12 protein-coding genes and 2 tRNA genes are annotated in these 17,962 nt (G+C 58.8%); 5 read left to right on the top strand and 9 right to left on the bottom strand.

Annotation, left to right across the window (positions count from 1 at the left end; all coding sequences use genetic code 11):
* Positions 1–47: 47 nt before the first annotated feature.
* Positions 48–124, top strand: a tRNA-Met gene (locus OJHNALOF_RS15565).
* 38 nt (positions 125–162) lie between these two features.
* Positions 163–239, top strand: a tRNA-Met gene (locus OJHNALOF_RS15560).
* 129 nt (positions 240–368) lie between these two features.
* Here OJHNALOF_RS15560 and OJHNALOF_RS15555 read toward each other — a convergent pair.
* The 8 genes from OJHNALOF_RS15555 to OJHNALOF_RS15520 form a co-directional block, all read right to left on the bottom strand.
* Positions 369–905, bottom strand: a complete 537-nt coding sequence (locus OJHNALOF_RS15555) for a cell division protein ZapC (RefSeq protein WP_165662578.1) — start codon at positions 903–905, stop codon at positions 369–371.
* An 84-nt stretch (positions 906–989) separates the two neighbouring features.
* Entirely contained in the window at positions 990–1,997 is a 1,008-nt protein-coding gene (pyrD, locus tag OJHNALOF_RS15550; protein ID WP_165662577.1) for a quinone-dependent dihydroorotate dehydrogenase, read from the bottom strand.
* 65 nt (positions 1,998–2,062) lie between these two features.
* Complete coding sequence (locus OJHNALOF_RS15545) at positions 2,063–6,898, bottom strand: NAD-glutamate dehydrogenase (protein WP_165662576.1); 4,836 nt, start codon at positions 6,896–6,898, stop codon at positions 2,063–2,065.
* A gap of 284 nt (positions 6,899–7,182) precedes the next feature.
* Positions 7,183–7,404 (bottom strand): DUF2835 domain-containing protein, encoded by a 222-nt coding sequence (locus tag OJHNALOF_RS15540; protein ID WP_094199272.1) that lies wholly within the window; start codon positions 7,402–7,404, stop codon positions 7,183–7,185.
* Complete coding sequence (gene pepN, locus OJHNALOF_RS15535) at positions 7,404–10,010, bottom strand: aminopeptidase N (protein ID WP_165662575.1); 2,607 nt, start codon at positions 10,008–10,010, stop codon at positions 7,404–7,406. The genes OJHNALOF_RS15540 and pepN overlap by 1 nt, the downstream gene beginning before the upstream one ends.
* Positions 10,011–10,086: 76 nt before the next feature.
* Complete coding sequence (gene prc / locus OJHNALOF_RS15530; RefSeq protein WP_094199270.1) at positions 10,087–12,093, bottom strand: carboxy terminal-processing peptidase; 2,007 nt, start codon at positions 12,091–12,093, stop codon at positions 10,087–10,089.
* Positions 12,094–12,103: 10 nt separating this feature from the next.
* Entirely contained in the window at positions 12,104–12,655 is a 552-nt protein-coding gene (gene proQ, locus OJHNALOF_RS15525) for an RNA chaperone ProQ (protein ID WP_094199269.1), read from the bottom strand.
* A 92-nt stretch (positions 12,656–12,747) separates the two neighbouring features.
* Positions 12,748–13,206 (bottom strand): GAF domain-containing protein, encoded by a 459-nt coding sequence (locus OJHNALOF_RS15520; protein WP_165662574.1) that lies wholly within the window; start codon positions 13,204–13,206, stop codon positions 12,748–12,750.
* Between the two features lie 73 nt (positions 13,207–13,279).
* On the opposite strand from OJHNALOF_RS15520, the gene OJHNALOF_RS15515 reads away from it, so the two are divergent.
* The gene (locus OJHNALOF_RS15515; RefSeq protein ID WP_165662573.1) at positions 13,280–15,067 is read left to right on the top strand and encodes an ABC transporter ATP-binding protein; all 1,788 of its coding nucleotides are present in this window, start codon (positions 13,280–13,282) and stop codon (positions 15,065–15,067) included.
* A 64-nt stretch (positions 15,068–15,131) separates the two neighbouring features.
* Here the strand turns inward: OJHNALOF_RS15515 and OJHNALOF_RS15510 are convergent, their stop codons facing one another.
* Positions 15,132–15,416, bottom strand: coding sequence for a YebG family protein (locus OJHNALOF_RS15510; RefSeq protein ID WP_094199266.1), 285 nt, complete (start codon positions 15,414–15,416; stop codon positions 15,132–15,134).
* 360 nt (positions 15,417–15,776) lie between these two features.
* Here OJHNALOF_RS15510 and OJHNALOF_RS15505 point away from each other — a divergent pair, with 360 nt between their 5' ends.
* Both OJHNALOF_RS15505 and OJHNALOF_RS15500 read left to right on the top strand, forming a co-directional pair.
* Complete coding sequence (locus OJHNALOF_RS15505; protein WP_165662572.1) at positions 15,777–16,670, top strand: DNA replication terminus site-binding protein; 894 nt, start codon at positions 15,777–15,779, stop codon at positions 16,668–16,670.
* Positions 16,671–16,733: 63 nt separating this feature from the next.
* On the top strand, positions 16,734–17,930 hold the full coding sequence (locus tag OJHNALOF_RS15500) for a Bcr/CflA family multidrug efflux MFS transporter (protein WP_094199264.1): 1,197 nt from the start codon (positions 16,734–16,736) through the stop codon (positions 17,928–17,930).
* Positions 17,931–17,962 lie beyond the last annotated feature (32 nt).

Genomic DNA, 17,962 nt, shown 5'->3' with positions numbered 1-17,962 from the left:
CAACCAACTTGATTTCAGTACGGCAGCATCAAGACGTAATACCCTGGCGCGGGATGGAGCAGTCTGGTAGCTCGTCGGGCTCATAACCCGAAGGTCGTCGGTTCAAATCCGGCTCCCGCAACCAACTTGATGTGAAGTGAAATACAGATGCAATACACCGGCCGCGGGATGGAGCAGCCTGGTAGCTCGTCGGGCTCATAACCCGAAGGTCGTCGGTTCAAATCCGGCTCCCGCAACCAATCCGGTGACAATTGCACTCCCCTGCCCTCGCAGCTTATACTGCTTTCCGTTTTATCTTCCCTTATTCAATATTCCTGTCTTGCATGGCACAAATCCGTCTGCTTAACCGAATCACAAACACGCCGGCGTCAGCCGACCCGACGCATTTCTTCCATGCCGTGAGCCGGCTCCAGGCTGAACAGTCTGTCGTTCATCACCTTGATGGCGCCAAACACCGGCAGGGTTTTGCTGTCGTTCAGCACCACGTCTGCCGAGAGCGAAATGCACAACGACGTCGACGGTGAGGTTTCCACCACCATCATGGTTAAGTGTCGCTCGCCGCAGTCCAGCCCGATCAACTCGCCCAGCTGGGGCTGGTGGTAGTCGGCCTGAGGTTCAAAAAACCAGCTCTGGGGCATTAGCGGCTTGTAGAAGCGGGCCACGGCCACGCCGTTGAGCGCCGCCTGCACCCGCCGGGAAGGCGTTGCCACACAGCTGAGTTTGTCAAGAAAGGCATAATAGAGCCCGGTGTCTTCCACCGAGAAACTCTGCCGCAGGTTGTCGGCGCAAATCAGTTTATTTTGTAGGTAGGGAGTGGCAAACAGCATTTCCTCTCCCAGATCCAGCATCAGGTGCCGGTCTGCGCCGACAAACCAGCACCACTGATCATTTGGTTTAAGCAGCATTCACGCACCTTGTGAAAATAAAAATTCCCCCGATACCTTCAATATATAAGGAATTTTGCCATCGGGGGCAAATTATTATCACAATTAGAGGTAACGCGCCAAGTTCTGTACCAGTTTGGGGCCGTGATAAATAAAGCCGGAATAGACCTGCACCAGGCTGGCGCCGGCGGTCATTTTTTCCCGAGCGGCGGTCAGGGAATCAATACCGCCTACGCCGATAATCGGCAATTTACCATTCAGTCGACGGGACAGCTCGGCAATCACTTGCGTGCTTTTGTTCTGTACCGGCCGGCCACTGAGGCCGCCCGCTTCCTGGGCATGGGGCAGTTCAAACACCAGTTCCCGATCCAGGGTGGTATTGGTGGCGATCACTCCATCAATATTAAAGCGCACCAGGCTATCGGCGATTTGCTCAATTTCCGCTTCATTCAGATCCGGAGCAATTTTTACCACCAGCGGCACTTGCTTGTGATGGCGTTGGGCGAGCTCGGCCTGTTTTTCTTTTAAGGATCCCAGCAGATCATCCAGCGCATCACCATATTGCAGGGATCGCAGATCCGGCGTATTGGGCGAGGAAATATTCACGGTAATATAGCTGGCGTGTTCATAAGACTTTTCCATGCACACCAGGTAATCGTCCTTGCCGTGTTCAATGGGCGTGTCTTTGTTCTTGCCGATATTAATACCGAGCACGCCCTTGAAACGGGCATTTTTCACGTTTTCTACCAGGTAATCGATGCCCCTGTTGTTAAAGCCCATGCGGTTGATAATGCCTTCCGCGGGCTTGACCCGAAACAGCCGGGGCTTGGGGTTGCCGTCCTGTGGCCGTGGCGTGACCGTGCCTACTTCCACAAAGCCAAATCCCATGGCGGCAAAGGCATCGATGCACTCGCCGTTTTTGTCGAGACCGGCGGCCAGGCCCACCGGGTTGCTGAAGGTCAACCCCATCAGCTCAACCGGGTTGTGAATGGCCGGGCGGCGATACAGGGCGGCCAGCGGGGTGTGTTGGGTTTTGGCCAGCGCCTTCAGGGTCAGCTCGTGGGAATGTTCGGGGTCACACTGAAACAACAGGGGTTTTACCAGGGAGTACACGTTTTGCTTCCTTATAAAAAAGCCCCGGTCTGGGCCGGGGCTTTTGTTTGTCGTGGCCGCCTTTATCAGGCGGCGTTCGCACAATTGAGATGCAGCAGGTTCAGTTCGCGCAGGGCGACAGAGAACTGGGCAAATTCATGGCTGCCGGAGGTTTTGAAATCCGCCAGCAGGTGCCGCCACCGGTTAAGCAGCTGCTCATGCTCATCAAGCCACTGATCTAGCATGGTATCGCATTCGCCCTGGGCTTTACAGTTTTTAAGGATCACCGCGGTCAGGCTGCGCTGCTGGAAGTCCAGCTCTTCCCGGAACGAGGCCCGAGCCAGCGCCTGCCAGTGATTGCCCACCGCCTGCTGGTTGATCTGATCCAGGAACCAGTGCAGTTCGAGCGCCGCGCCGAGGTGGAAGTAAAGCCGGGCCACGACCTTGATGTCCCGCTGCAGCTCGTTGGCCACCTGGGCCAGATCCAGTGCCGAGAACAGGCTGCTCATGTGTGCCACGCGCACCGCCAGGGCCTCGGGCACTCCCTGCTCCACCAGCTTGGCCAGCTCGCGTTTGTGCTCGGTTACTTCGCCGTCCACCATCACCTCATAGAGGTGTTCGGACAGGGCCTGGTAGGCAGGACGGAACTGGGCAATGGTATCTTCCAGCCCCTGATTGCGGTTGCGGTTACGCAGGAACCAGCGAGTGGCACGACGGACCATGCGCCGGGCCTGGTAGAACATCTGCAGTTGCAGCGGTGCCGGCACCTGATTGTCGAGGGCCTCGATGTCGCGCAGCAACTGATCCATGCCAAACACTTCCCGGGCGATCATGAAGCTCACCGCAATATCGCCGATACCGGCGCCGGTTTCATCCAGCATGCGGTTGGCGAAGTTAAAGCCCATGTCATTGACCATGATGTTGGCCAGCCGGGTCGCGATGATTTCACTGCGCAGCGGATGGTCCATCAGGGCATCGCCAAAACGCGACACCAGCTGCTCCGGCATGCTGTCGGGCAGCAGGCGGGCGATGTATTCGTTGTTGGTTACCTCGGGAATGTTGAGCATGTCCTTCAGCACCATCTTGCCGTAAGCCACCAGAATGGCCATTTCCGGCCGGGTCAGGCCACGACCGGCAGCCATGCGCTCACCCAGCTCCTCATCGTTGGGCAGGTATTCCAGGTTACGATCCAGACGGCCTTCCCGCTCCAGCCACTGCATAAAGCGCTGATGCTCTTTCAAAGTGCGCGCGCCCCTGTGCTGGGTAATGGAAATGGTCTGGGACTGACGATAGGCATTGGTGAGCACGATGTCGGCGACCTTGTCGGTCATGTCGTACAACAACTCGTCTCGGTGCTTCTTGGTCAGCTCGCCCTCGGCCACCAGCTTGTTAAGCAGGATCTTGATGTTGACCTCGTTGTCGGAGCAGTCCACCCCGCCCACGTTGTCGGTAAAATCGGTGTTGATGCGTCCGCCCTTGCCGGCGTACTCAATACGGCCCAGCTGGGTGCAGCCCAGGTTGCCGCCCTCGCCCACCACACGCACACGCAGATCTTCACCGTTGACCCGCACCGCATCGTTGGCCCGATCACCCACATCGGCGTCGGTTTCCCGGCGTGATTTCACATAGGTACCAATGCCGCCGTTCCACAGCAGATCCACCTGGGCCGTGAGCAGGTGCCGAATGACCTCGTTGGGGGGCAGGGCCGCCTTCTGGGTGCCCAGCAGTTTTTTCATCTGGGGCGTCAGCGTGATGGATTTAGCGGAGCGGGCAAAGACACCGCCACCCTCGGAAATCAGTTCCCGATTGTAGTCATCCCAGGTGGTGCCCGGAGAGGTAAACAGGCGCTGGCGCTCTTCAAAACTGGATGCCGCATTCGGCTCCGGATCGATAAAGATATGCAGATGGTTAAACGCACCCACCAGGCGAATGTGCTTCGACAGCAGCATGCCGTTGCCGAATACGTCACCGGCCATATCGCCCACGCCGACACAGGTAAAGTCGGTGGTCTGGCAATCGATACCGAGCTCGCGGAAGTGGCGCTTGACCGACTCCCAGGCACCCTTGGCGGTAATGCCCATTTTCTTGTGGTCATAACCCACGGAGCCGCCCGAGGCAAAGGCGTCGCCCAGCCAGTGGCCGTATTCGGCGCTGATTCCGTTGGCAATGTCGGAGAAGGTGGCGGTGCCCTTGTCGGCGGCCACCACCAGGTAGTAATCGTCCTCGTCGTGGCGCACCACGTTTTTGGGCGGAATCACCTCACCGTTAATGATATTGTCGGTCACGTCCAGCAGGGCGCGAATAAACAGCCGGTAGCAGTCCTGGCCTTCCTTCAGGAAGGCGGCGCGATCGCCTTCCGGCAGCTGCTTGCAGACAAAACCGCCCTTGGCGCCCACCGGTACGATCACGGTGTTTTTCACCTGCTGGGCCTTGACCAGTCCCAGCACCTCGGTACGGAAGTCTTCGCGGCGGTCGGACCAGCGCAGGCCGCCCCGGGCCACCTTGCCCCAGCGCAGGTGCACACCTTCCACTCGCGGCGAATACACGAAAATCTCAAATTTCGGCAGTGGCAGCGGCATTTCGCTGATGGACTCGGGAGCCAGCTTGAAGGAAATGTAATCCTTGTCGCTGCCATCACTGGCGGGCTGGTAGAAGTTGGTGCGCAGGGTGGCTTCTATCATCTCCATGTAACGACGAATGATGCGGTCGTCGTCCAGGTTGGCCACCTTGTCCAACTCTTCCACCAGCTCCTGGTGCAGGGCGTGCAGCTGTTTGCTGCTCTGCTTGCAGGCCGGGCTCAGGCGCTGCTCAAACAGCCGGAACAGCAGGCAGGCCAGGTGCGGATAGCGGGACAGGGTTTCCTCAATATACGCCTGGCTGAAGCTGACCCCGGTCTGACGCATATAACGGGCATAGGCACGCAGCACGCTCACTTCCCGGCCGGTCAGCTGGGTGGCCAGCACCAGGCGGTTGAAACCGTCGTTTTCAAGCTGGTTGTGCCAAATCTGGGCAAAGGCCTCCTGAAAACGCTGCTGGCCGGCATCCAGATCGAGCGGTCCGCGCGGGTGCAGCATGGAAAAGTCGAGGATCCAGAAGGTCTCGTCACCACAATCGATTTCATAGGGCGTTTCACCGATGACCCGCAGCCCCAGGTTTTCCAGCATGGGCAGCACGTCGGACAGGTGAATGGGCTCGGCCCTGTGATAGAGCTTGAGCCGCACCCGGTTGGAGTCACGCTGTTCTTCCTGGGCCCGATAAAACAGCATGCCCAGACGATTGTCGTCACTCAAGGCTTCCAGTTGCTGAATATCGGCCACCGCCGAGCCTGGCATTACGTCTTCGGTATAGGCCCGAGGGAAAGCATGGTGATACTTGTTTTTCAGCCGGTTGCCTTCGGCCTCGCCAAAGTTGGCAGAGAGTGCGTGCTCCAGCTTGTCGTCCCAGCTGCGAGCGGCTTCGATCAGGTTTGCCTGGATCTCGTTCACATTGATGTCCATTGAATTGTTCTGTACACGGATCAGGTAATGGGTCCGGGCCAGCACCCCTTCCGAGAAATAGGTAGTGAATTCCACTTCCTCGTCGGAGCCGAAGCAGCGCTGAAAGATACGCTGGGTCTTTTCCCGCAATGCGGTGTTGTACCTGTCTTTGGTGACATACACCATGCAGGAGAAGAAACGACCAAACAGATCCCGGCGCACAAAGAGCCGGGTCATGTCCCGCTCCTGCATGGCCAGTACGCCCATGCCAATCTCCAGCAACTCGTCTTCCTGAGCCTGGATCAGCTCATCACGAGGGTAGGTTTCCAGAATATTGAGCAGCGCCTTGTAGGCGTGAGAGCCGGCTTCAAGCCCGGATGCCTTGATGATGCGACGCAGCTTCTCACCGATCAGCGGGATCTGGGTGGCACTGGTGTTATAGATGCTGGAGGCATACAGGCCGATAAAGCGGTCTTCACCCACCACCCTGCCCTTGTCGTCAAAACGCTTGACGCCGATGTAATCGATATAGGCAGGCCGGTGTACGCGGGACTTGTGGTTGGTCTTGGTCAGCACCAGAATGTTCTGGCTGAGGGCCGCTTCCCGGGCGGTAGCGGTCAGGCTGCTCAGACGCAGGCCGTCACTGTGCTGAATGTGGCGCATCAACCCCAGGCTGGTGTCATGCTCGGGCACCAGTTCGTGGTCCCCTTCTATGGCGGAAATATGGTAGCGGCGATAGCCCATCAGGGTGAAATTGTGATCGGCTACCCAGTGCAGAAATGACAGATTTTCCTTGCAGTCCTGCTTGTCGTGTTGGCTCAGCTGGGCCGGCAGTCCTTCTATCACCTCGTTGAGCTTTTTCACCATGGGCTGCCAGTCATCCACCACCAGCGCCACTTCTTCCACTACCGACATCAGCTCTTGATGCAGCTGTTCACGCCGCTCCTTGGCCGGCAGGCGATCGATCTCGATAAGAAAGGCGGTTTCCACTCGGTTTTGCTTGGCCTTGTCCTTGCTGCTGAGAATGCGTTCCAGCCGGCCCTGTTCATTGCGCACCAGATGCATGGGCTGGTGTAGCATCAAATGGGCGGTAATGCCCATGCGGGTCAGGGCCATGCGAATGGAGTCCACCTGAAAAGGGGCGTCCCGCAACACCAGCTCCACTATGGTATGGGGGGACTGCCAGCCGTGACGGGACAACTCGGGGTTGTAAACGCGCACATGGGGGCTGGTATCGGGCCGGGTTTCAAAGGAATTCCACAGGTTGATCGCGGCGCCATAGAGGTCGCTGTCATTGCGGTAATGAAGATCCTCGTGAGTCATGCTGCCATAAAGGCGGGCCACAAAGGATTGCACTAGGGGAGCGGTTTGCTCAGGAAATTTTTCGCTGACCAGTTGTTCTACGTTTTCCAACAATACGGAAGTGCTGGCATCATTCAGTGTCATGGTATCGAATTCCTCGAAGACAGGCAGTAACCATGGGAACAAGGGGCGCGTCCGTTTGACCCCGATAATGGCACCAGTTTATGCCTGCCAAAGTGGGAATGCGAGCGGTGAGCAGGGCATTAATTCGAAAATATCGACCGGATCACTATGGTCCGAATATATATAATGACAGACTGCTTATGAGTGAATTTATATTCCGAAAGCCAACATATTTCTATCGTTAAAATATTTAACAGACCTTCTCAACAAAAAAGCGAAGCCAGGGCTTCGATTTTTACGGTTTTTCAGGCCAGGCGCTCCAGCCGTTGCAACTGGTTGTGCTCATTCAGCACCACCTCAAAACGACCACTGAGCCCGGCGTGCCCCACATACCGGCGAAAATGATGCAGGGGCAACTGCAGCCTCAGCCCCTGTTCGGTCATCACCGTAAGCGCCGATACTCGGCCGGAGTAGTAACGCTGCAATTCGGCGGCGGAAATGGCCAGCCGAAAGCGCAACCGTTGCATCAAGCCAGGGCCTTGCTGATCTTTTCAAACAGATCCCGAGACAACTCGGGCAGGGCCATCAGCCGCTCCAGCCGGGCGCGAATCAACCCCTGACGGGCGTCATCCAGCCGACTGAACTGGATCAGCGGGGTTAGCAGCCGCGACGCCACCTGTGGGTTGCTGTGATTAAGCTGTTCCAGTACCTCCACCAGCAAATCGTAGCCGCTGCCGTCGAGACGATGGAACTGGGCCGGATTCCCCTGACAGAAGGCACCGATCAGCGCCCTCACCCGGTTGGGGTTGCCCAGGCTGAAGGTGGGGTGGCTCATCAGCTCACGCACCCGGCCCAAGGTGTCGGCGCCGGGGGCCGTGGCCTGCAATCTAAACCAGTTGTCCAGCACCAGGCCGTCGTCACGCCATTTGCGCTCAAAATCCGCCAGCATGGCGTGACGACAGTCCAGTTCGCCCCGCACCGCGGCGCGTAGCGCTCCGAGCGTGTCGGTCATGTTGTCGGCGGCATCATACTGATGGGCCACCGGGGTCTCGGTACCCATCAACGCCAGGTAACCCAGGGCGGTGTTTTTCAGCGCCCGCCGGGCCATGTCCTGGTGGTCAATGCGGTATTCCGGGGTCAGGTTGTCGTCGTAGGCCTGCTGCCAGGCCGGCGCCAGGGCCTCGGCCAATTCCCGGGCCAGGTGATGGCGTACCTCGGCAAGCTGATCGATGTCCACCTGTTCAAAGAGCTCGAGCAGGCTGGCCAAATCCGGCAGGGTCAGCATCTCGGCCTTGAGCGCCCGATCCATGGCGTTATCTTCCAGGGTACTGCGAAATACATTCAGCAGGCTGCGCGGCAGCACGGGAGTCTGACGACGCTGCAGCAGGGCGATGTTGCGGCGCACGGTGTCGTTGATCAGCATCTGCACCGCGTCCCAGCGTACAAACTCATCCTGACTGACCCGGGCCAGCAGGGCGAGCTGTTCGTCGCTGTAGGGATAGTCGAGCTTGACCGGTGCAGAGAAGCCCTGCAGCAGTGCCGGCACCGGGCGGGACGGTACCCGTTCAAACACGAACTCCTGCTCGGCTTCAAGCACATCCAGCACCGAATCCGCCGGCCGGCCTTCAAGGATCAGGGAAACCGGCTCACCCTGCTCGGTATAGAGTGCCACGCTCAGGGGAATGTGCAGCGGCAGTTTTTCCGGCTGCTCCCGGGTCGGCGGCGTGTGCTGGCGCACACTCAGGGTATAGCGACCGCTGTCGGCGTCGTAACTGTCCCGTACCGTCAGCACCGGCGTGCCGGACTGGCCATACCAGCGCTTGAAGCGGGTCAGATCCCGGCCGCTGGCTTCACTCATGGCGGCGACAAAATCATCACAGGTGGCGGCTTCACCGTCGTGACGCCGCAGATACAGTGCCAGACCTGCCTGAAATGCCTGCTCGCCGAGCAGGGTATGCAGCATGCGAATGACTTCCGACCCTTTTTCGTACACGGTGAGGGTATAGAAATTGTTCATCTCGATCACCGCATCGGGCCGGATCGGATGGGCCATGGGGCCGGCGTCTTCGGCGAACTGGGGACCGCGCATGATGCGCACATTGCCGATGCGGTTGACGGTCCGAGAGCCCAGGTCGGAGGAGAATTCCTGATCCCGGAATACCGTCAGGCCTTCCTTCAGAGACAACTGGAACCAGTCCCGGCAGGTCACCCGGTTGCCGGTCCAGTTATGAAAATACTCGTGACCGATCACCCGCTCCACGTCCAGGTAATCATCGTCGGTGGCGGTCTGGGCGTCGGCCAGCACGAACTTGGCGTTGAACACATTCAGGCCCTTGTTTTCCATGGCGCCCATGTTGAAGAAATCCACCGCCACTATCATGTAGATGTCGAGATCATACTCCAGGTTACAGCGCTGCTCGTCCCAGCGCATGGATGCCTTGAGGCTGTCCATGGCGTGGCCGGCACGGTGCAGGTTGCCCTTGTCGACAAAGATCTCCAGCGCCACGTCGCGGCCGCTACGGGTGGTGTAACGGTCGCGCAATACATCAAAATCTCCGGCCACCAGGGCAAACAGATAGGCCGGCTTGGGAAAGGGATCCTGCCATTGCACCCAGTGGCGACCGTCATCGAGCACGCCCTGACCGACCCGGTTGCCGTTGGACAGCAAATAGGGGCAGGCCTCGGCATCGGCGGTAATGCGGGTACTGAACCGGGCCAGCACATCCGGGCGATCCAGATAAAAGGTAATGCGCCGAAACCCTTGCGCCTCGCACTGGGTACAATAGGCGTTCCCGGATTTGTACAGCCCTTCCAGGGCGGTGTTGGCGGCGGGGTTGATGCGATTCTTGATGGTCAGCACGAATTCCTGAGGTACCTGGGGCAACGTCAGGCTGCCCTCTCCCAGTTCGTATTGGCTGGTCTCCACCCCGTTAATCGACACCGACAACAGCTCCAGTTGCTCACCGTCGAGCACCAGGGCTTCATTGTGTTCGCCGTTGCGGCGCACTCGGCTGATGGCCACCACCTCGGTGGCGCTGTCATGCAGCTGAATGTCCAGATCCAGGGTATCAATCCAGTAATGGGGCGGCTGGTAGTCGTCGCGATACTGCACTTGAGGTTGGTTTTGGCTCATAGTGGATCCCGTAGCAAGGTGAAAAAGAAACAGTGATGAAAAAACGGGGCCAGAGCGGCCCCGTGAACAGAATGGCTCAGCCCAGCATGTCGGCCAGATCGGCGGTAATGCGGGCCGCTTCCAGCAAATAGCTGTCTTCGGGTTCAAAGTCCTTTGGCGCTTCATCCAGGGTCTGCACCGGATCAAGGTTGGCCCGACGCAGGCGGTCATTGAGGCGGGCCAGGGACTTGGCGTCCTGCTCGGTCAGCTCGGCCTTACGCTCGGCCAGGTTGAGTGACACCGAGTCCTTGTCTTTCAGCTTCAGGTATTCACGAATGTCTTCAAACACATAGGCGAACTCGGGATCCTGCTCAATACGGGCCTGATGACGCTGACGCAGCTGGCCGAGAAAGGGCGACAGGTCCTGCACATGGGCAAAGTCCAGACTCTCTATCTGATCCCAGGGCAGCGCGTTCTTCTCCAGGCTTTCACCGGTCTCCTCGGCTGCCACCGCGGTGGGGAACGGAATATCCGGGCTGACGCCGCGGTTCTGAGTGCTGCCGCCGTTGATGCGATAGAACTTGGCGATGGTGAACTGCACAAAGCCCATGGGGTTTTCATACAGATCATAGATACGCGACAGACTGCGATGCTGCTGTACCGTGCCTTTGCCAAAGGTGTTTTCACCCAGGATCACCGCCCGGCCATAGTCTTTCATGGCGGCGGCAAAAATTTCCGAGGCCGAGGCGGAGTAACGATCCACCAGCACCGCCATGGGGCCGTCATAGCTGGTGCGATCGTCATCATCGCCATTCACCGAAATACGGCCCAGGCCGTCACGAATCTGCACCACAGGGCCGCTGTCGATAAACAACCCGGTGAGCGCCGAAGCTTCGGTCAGGGCACCACCGCCGTTGGCGCGCAGATCGATCACCAGCCCCTGCACCTTTTGCTGCTTGAGCTTATCAATTTCCCGGGCCACGTCGACGCTCAGGTTGACATAGAAACTGGGAATCTCAATCACGCCAATGCGGCGATCATTTACCTCCAGCACCTTGCCGCTGGCGGCCCTGTCTTCCAGACGCACGGTATCCCGCGTCAGTTCAACGATGCGCGGCGTGTTGGCCACCGCCTGACCCCGCTGGATCTGCAACCACACCTTGGTGCCCTTGGGACCCTTGATCAGATCCACCACCTCGTCGAGCCGCCAGCCGATCACGTCGGTGATCTTGTCGACGGCCTGCCCCACCCCAATGATGCGATCATCGGGCTGCAATTCGCTGGACTTGGCCGCCGGGCCGCCGGGTACCAGGGAACGAATAACGGTGTAGTCGTCTTCCGCCTGCAGCACGGCGCCTATGCCTTCAAGGGAGAGGTTCATCTCGGTCTCGAAGCGCTCGGCGTTGCGAGGGCTCAGGTAACTGGTGTGGGGTTCAATGGCCCGGGCAAAGGCGTTGGCAAAGCTCTGAAAGGCGTCTTCGCTTTCGCTCTGGGCCAGGCGCTTGATGGCGTTGTTGTAGCGCTTGGTCAGGGTGTCCTTGATCTCGCTCCAGTCCTTGTCGGCCAGAGCCAGGCTCAGGGCGTCAAACTTGACCCGCTTGCGCCACAATTCGTCCAGCTCGCGCTGATCCGCGGGCCAGTCCGCCTCGGTGCGGTCAAACTGATAGTCCTCGTCACCATCAAAGGTCATGGGCGTATCGAGCAGCGACAGCGCATAACTCAAGCGCTCGTAACGGTGCCTGAGGCTGTCGTTGAACATATCAAAGGCGGCATCGAGCCGCCCGGCTCGCAACAGGTCGTCAAACCGGTCGCGATAGCGCTCAAAGCGGCGAATGTCCTGCTGAGTGAAGATGTTGCGGCCGTAATCCAGGCTTTCGATGTAACGATCAAAAATCGCCTGTGAAAACGCATCGTCAAGCATGAACTGCTTGTAATGAGAGCGGGTGAACAGCGCGGTAATCCGCTTGCTGGCAGCGGCATGCTGGCTTTCCGGTGCCAGAACGGGGATGGCATCGGCCTCAATGGCCGGCGGCACCGCCCAGGCAACCCCGGCGACCAGCATGCCGGCGGCCACCAGAGACAAACGAATTCCGTGACTGATCAAACCCTACTCCTCAGAGAACTATATGTTCGAACTTGACGCGAACCGACATGCCGGTTTTCAGCTGCACCTGAACATCGTCCCGGGTCACTTCCATAATGGTAGCGGGTACCGGAGACTTACCCAGCATAACTTTGACATTCTGCTCTACGGCGAGTTTCGCGGGGTCAACCTTCTTGTTGGCGCGCGGGCGGGGCTTTTTGTTGCCGGCGGGTTTTTCCTTGCGGGGACCAAACACCTTTTCCTTGCTTTCCTTCAGCGCCTGCTTGGCATGATCGATGTGTTCCTGGGTCAGCTCGCCACAAGGGTTGCCGTCCAGGTCCACGCGGCTCATGCCGGCCTTGAGACCATGCAGGTAACGCCAGCTGGAAGTGTACTGGCGCAGGGCGGTGCGCAGCAGGGTCCGTGAGACCCGGGGGTCATCTTCCATGCGCTCGGCCAGATCCTGAAAGATACCTATCTTGAGCGGCTTGGCTTCGCCGGCCGCCACAAAACACTGGGGAAAGCGCTCGGCCAGGTAGGCGATGACTTCTTTGCTGTTTTTCAGTTTTTCAGAGTTTTCCATGAATTACCTTGGTTTTGAAAGCTGTGGGCGCACCGCCCGTTGAAACCTTCACATTATAAGGGCCGCACCGACAAAAGCGACCCCCGGCTTTGTTACAGCAGCGGCAGAACGGCACGCACCAGGGCCGAAAGACCGGCTTCATCCTCGGTGTCAAACCTGCCATGGCTGGGGCTGTCGATATCAAGCACGCCCCAGACCTTGTCACCCTCGCCCAGCGGCAGCACAATTTCGGAATTGCTGGCGGCGTCACAGGCGATGTGGCCGGCAAAGGCGTGCACATCGGCTACCCGCTGCACCTCGCCATTGGCGGCGGCGGTACCGCACACGCCACGGCCCATGGGAATGCGGACACAGGCGGGCTTGCCCTGGAACGGACCCAGCACCAGCTCGTCCTGTTCACGCAGATAAAAGCCCACCCAGTTGATGTCTTCCAGGGACAGGTTCAGCAGGGCAGACAGGTTCGCCAGTTTGGCAATGCGATTGGGTTCGCCTTCGCACAGCGCCAGTGCCTGAGCGGTCAGGCTTTGATAAAATGCGTTTTTTTCACTCATGGTGTCAGAGGGTTGGTGATTTTGGCCTAAATTACCTGCCCTTTGGGAAAATGAAAACCAATGATGGTGGTGAATGAATAAAAATAAAGCGAACGAGCAGGGTTTGCACTGGCCGGTGATCACCGGCATGATGCGCCGCCACAAGCGGTTGTTGATCAATGCCCACCTGCTGGCCATTGTCGGCACCCTGCTGGCGGTACCGGTGCCGCTGCTGATGCCCCTGCTGGTGGACGAGGTGTTGCTTGAGCAGCCGGGGACCCTGATCGCCTGGCTCGACCCGCTGTTACCCACGGCCTGGCAGACCGGCGTGGGCTATATTCTGGCGGTGCTGCTGGTTACCCTGTTGCTGCGCGCGCTGGCCCTGGTGTTCAACATATTGCAGGGCCGGCAATTTGCCCATGTGGCCAAACACATCACCTTTCAGATCCGCCGCCGCCTTACCCGTCAGTTGATGCGCACCCCCATGCGCGCCTTTGAGTCGGTGGGTGCCGGCAGCGTCAGCTCCCACTACATCACCGACGTTGAAACCCTCGACAAGTTTCTCGGGGAAACCCTGAGCCGGCTGCTGATAAGCCTGCTGAGCGTGCTGGGCACCGCCGTGGTGCTGTTGCTGCTGAACTGGCAGCTGGGCCTGTTTATTCTGTTGCTCAATCCGGTGGTGGTGTTCTTTTCCAGCCGCCTGGGTTCCAAGGTAAAGCACCTCAAGCGCGATGAAAACAAGGCCTTTGAGCTGTTTCAGCAGGCGCTGGTGGAAACCCTGGACGGCATTCAGGAAATTCGTGCCGCCAACCGTGAACGTCACTACCTGTTGCGGGTCATCGACAAGGCCAGGGGCGTGCGCGATACCGCCATTGAGTATCATTGGAAGAGCGAGGCCGCCGGCAAGGCCAGCTTTCTGTTGTTTTTATCGGGAGTGGAGCTGTTTCGCGCCGTGGGCATGATCATGGTGCTGTACACAGACCTGACCGTGGGTCAGATTTTCGCGGTGTTCAGCTACCTCTGGTTCATGATGGGGCCGGTACAGGAGCTGCTCAACATGCAGTATTCCTTCTATGCCGCCGATGCCGCCCGCCGGCGCATCAACGCCATGCTGGCCCTGGGAGAGGCTCCCGCTCCGGCCGGTGGCATCAACCCCTTTATCGGTAGCACTACCCTGCCGGTGGAGGTGCGCAACCTGAGCTTCTCCTACGATGGCGAACGCCGTGTGCTGGACGACATCAGTCTCAGTATCGGCGCCGGCGAAAAAGTCGCCCTGGTGGGGGCCAGCGGCGGCGGCAAGTCCACCTTTATTCAGTTGCTGCTGGGCCTCTACCCCGCCAACAGCGGCGACATTCGCTTTGGCGGTGCCAGCAGCACCGATATCGGCTTTGCCACCATACGGGAACACGTGGCCACGGTGCTGCAACAACCGGTATTGTTCAACGATACCGTGCGCGCTAACCTGAACCTGGGAGATGATCACGACGACGCAGCCATCTGGCAGGCTCTCAGGGTGGCACAGCTGGATGACGTAATTGCGGCCATGGATAACGGCCTGGATACCGAAATTGGCCGACGGGGCGTTCGGCTCTCGGGAGGCCAGCAACAGCGCCTGGCGGTGGCAAGAATGATCCTGAAGGATCCGGCCATCGTCATTCTCGACGAGGCCACCTCGGCACTGGATACCGATACCGAGCAGCGCCTGCACCAGGCGCTGTCGGGCTTCCTCAAGGATCGCACCACCCTGATAGTGGCGCACCGGTTGAGCTCGGTACGCCAGGCCGACAGGGTCATCGTGTTTGAGGATGGTAAGATCAGCCAGTCCGGCACTCACCACGAGCTGCTGGAGCAGCCGGGTCTGTACCGAACCTTATACAGCTGAAATTATTGATTTACGGGCGGGTGCCGAGTGATAAAACAAGGTGCCGTGAACGGCCTGTTAGATATCAGGCGACGGCCTTGATCGCGTCATCGCCGGCTTTTTCAGCCTTGTCCGCCTTTCTGGCGGGCTTTTTTTTCGGGCCGGTCAGCTCGGCTTGGTGCTGGGCCAGAAACAATGCCAACGCTTCTCTATCCGTTTCTTCAAGGTTCACCGGCCCCTGCTCCAGCACGGTTTCAATATGCTCAGCCAGCTCCAGCAGGCGATCGTAGGCATCGGCCTCTTTTTTGTTGGTAAAGGTCATTTTCTCGATTCCGTTACGTACTACGCGATATTGCACTTCTACGGCCATGGCGGACTCCTTTTATCTGTATATAAATACAGTAATCAGCTCTTCCTTCAATTGCAAGCCGCTCGTAAGTAGGTGTTTTTAGCCACATGGGCTGGCGAGAGGTCGATTAAAGTCTAAAATTTACACAGAGGGCGCCCGGCCTCGGGCGGTCTCTACTAGCGCACGGCTCAGTTAATGAGCCATTCCCCTGAGCCAGGTACACGGATTTTGTACCTGGCTTTTTTTGTGTTCAATCTACGCAGACCATCAACTTATGTTAAATTTCGATTCATTTCCCTGAAGACCCCTTCTTGGGTGTTGCACATTCCCCAATCGAGATTATGATTAAGTCATTATTGTATGTTGGCATAATAGATTATTATGTTTACCCTGGCCGCCGAACTTCGTCATACCCTCTCCCTGCTGGAATCCGCCATAAGCGAACTGGCTCAACAACTTCGCACCCATGCCGGTACTCAGGCAACCTGTTACCAATTGCCCGAGGTCGCTCAGGGCAAGGAGCACGATCCTCTCGAACACATTACCATTGAACACCGGTTAACCGGTGAAGAGGCGTTGAAAGCCAGCCTCATCGGTTTCAGCCGTTGGCATATCAAGCCCGATTGCTCCGCCAAGGCCAGTTATCGCCTGCCCGGTTTTGTGCTGTTACCGGCCGACAGCCGTGCTGCCATCGCTCCGCTGATCGACGACATCAACCGGCTCAAGCAAGCCTTTCGTGCCCTGGTGCAGCAACTGGACGACAAAGACAAAAAATTTACGCTGGTGCACGACACCTTTCCCGGTCTTATCACTCTGCAGGTCTACCGCCAGCTCACCCTGCTGCCTTATACCGCGTCCAGGCTCGGCTTTACCTGGGCCAACAAACAGATCATTCAGAAAGTCGACAAGACCAAACTGGTGGCGCAGCTGATGCAAAGCCGGCAAAGCCCTCCCCCGCTGGTGGATGCCACTACCTGGCAAACCTGCATCGACCGGGAAATCTACGACGTCAAACGGCTGCCGGCCGGGGTAGAGCTGCGCCTGCGCCGGCCGGTGAAAACCCACCCCATGGTCAATGTGCGCTGGAGCCAGCCATTGTCCCCCCGCCAGCAGCAGTTCAAGGCGCACCTCCCACTGATATTGTGTCAGGATGAAGTTCCCGCCATTTCCCACCTCACCGACTACCCGCCGGCGAAAACCCGAAAGCGGCGCGCCGCGCGCATCGGTGGGGAGCCACTGATTCCCCGGCTGCACATTTATCCCTACCAACCCTGAGACTGGCCTTGGCGGCGGTGCTATCATGGCCTGATGTTTCTTTTGTAACTTTTGGATGGCGTTATGGCATTGCCGTTTTCCCTGTTGCTTCTGCTGGCAAGCCTGGCCGGCCTCACCCCCCTGGCCATCGACATGTATCTGCCCAGCCTGCCTGCCATCGCGCGGGATCTGGACGTACCCGTATCCCAGGCCCAGTTGACCATCAGCGTGTTTCTGGCGGGCTTTGCCCTCGGTCAACTGCTCTATGGACCCCTAGCCGACTCGGTCGGACGCAAGCCGGTCATGCTGGGCGGGCTTGGCCTCTTTACCCTGGCAAGTATTGGCTGTGCCTTTGCCAACAGCATTGAAACCCTGATGGCCTTTCGCCTGCTGCAGGCCATCGGCGGCGCCGCCGGCTCCGTGGTGCTCAACGCCCTGTTGCGGGACATGTTTGAACGGGACATGTTCGCCCGCATCATGTCCATGGTGATCCTGGTGATGACCCTGGCGCCCCTGGTCGCCCCCATCGTCGGTGGTTATCTGCTGCTGGTGGGGCACTGGCACAGCATTTTTGTGTTGCTGGCCATCATTGGTGCCCTGGTGTCGGTGGCACTGGCCCTGCGTATTCCCGAAACCCTCAAACCCGAACATCGCCAGCCATTCCGGTTGTGGCCGGTGCTACAGAATTACGGCCGGGTACTGCGCCACCGGGCGGCGCTGGGCTATATCGGCTGCGGCGCCATGACCACCGCTGCCATGTTTGCCTTCATTTCGGGCTCGCCACTGGTGTATATCGAACTTTACGACGTGCCTGCCGAACACTACGGCCTGTTGTTTGCCATGAATATCGTGCTGATGATGGTGCTGACTTTTGGCAACAGCCGGCTGGTGCCCCGGCTTGGCAGTGATCGCCTGCTCAAGGCGGGGCTGACCACGGCGGCACTGGCCGCCGTGGTACTGCTGTTTTGTGGTTTCACCGGGTTTGGCGGACTGTGGGCACTGGTGCCGGCGGTGATGGTGCTGATCGCCCAAATCAGCCTGGTGGGGGCCAATTCCATGGCCGGCCTGCTCAGTCATTTTCCCGAGGCTGCCGGCACCGCCTCGGCGCTGGCCGGCACCACCCGCTTTGGCCTGGGCGCCGTGGCCACCTTTGCGGTTAATGCCAGCCATGCGGTGTCGGCGCTGCCCATGACCCTGGTGATGAGCCTGTGCGCCTGGTTAGCCCTGGCCAGTTACTGGCTGCTGGTGCGGCCCGCGCTGGCAGCGGCAGGGCGCAAGTGATATAACTAAAAGCCGTCGCTTGGCGACCACAC

It is taken from the genome of Oceanimonas sp. MB9, from assembly GCF_011319775.1.
GTDB classification, from domain to species: Bacteria; Pseudomonadota; Gammaproteobacteria; order Enterobacterales; family Aeromonadaceae; genus Oceanimonas; species Oceanimonas doudoroffii.
The sequence above is the reverse complement of the archived record's forward strand: the minus strand, read 5'-3'. Positions and strand labels throughout refer to the sequence as shown.

Excerpts from the sequence above, each read along its gene's own strand:
- OJHNALOF_RS15555 (WP_165662578.1), bottom strand. The coding sequence starts at position 905 with ATGCTGCTTAAACCAAATGATCAGTGGTGCTGGTTTGTCGGCGCAGAC.
- OJHNALOF_RS15545 (WP_165662576.1), bottom strand. The coding sequence starts at position 6,898 with ATGACACTGAATGATGCCAGCACTTCCGTATTGTTGGAAAACGTAGAA.
- OJHNALOF_RS15540 (WP_094199272.1), bottom strand. The coding sequence starts at position 7,404 with ATGCAACGGTTGCGCTTTCGGCTGGCCATTTCCGCCGCCGAATTGCAG.
- pepN (WP_165662575.1), bottom strand. The coding sequence starts at position 10,010 with ATGAGCCAAAACCAACCTCAAGTGCAGTATCGCGACGACTACCAGCCG.
- proQ (WP_094199269.1), bottom strand. The coding sequence starts at position 12,655 with ATGGAAAACTCTGAAAAACTGAAAAACAGCAAAGAAGTCATCGCCTAC.
- OJHNALOF_RS15520 (WP_165662574.1), bottom strand. The coding sequence starts at position 13,206 with ATGAGTGAAAAAAACGCATTTTATCAAAGCCTGACCGCTCAGGCACTG.
- OJHNALOF_RS15515 (WP_165662573.1), top strand. The coding sequence starts at position 13,280 with ATGAATAAAAATAAAGCGAACGAGCAGGGTTTGCACTGGCCGGTGATC.
- OJHNALOF_RS15510 (WP_094199266.1), bottom strand. The coding sequence starts at position 15,416 with ATGGCCGTAGAAGTGCAATATCGCGTAGTACGTAACGGAATCGAGAAA.
- OJHNALOF_RS15505 (WP_165662572.1), top strand. The coding sequence starts at position 15,777 with ATGTTTACCCTGGCCGCCGAACTTCGTCATACCCTCTCCCTGCTGGAA.
- OJHNALOF_RS15500 (WP_094199264.1), top strand. The coding sequence starts at position 16,734 with ATGGCATTGCCGTTTTCCCTGTTGCTTCTGCTGGCAAGCCTGGCCGGC.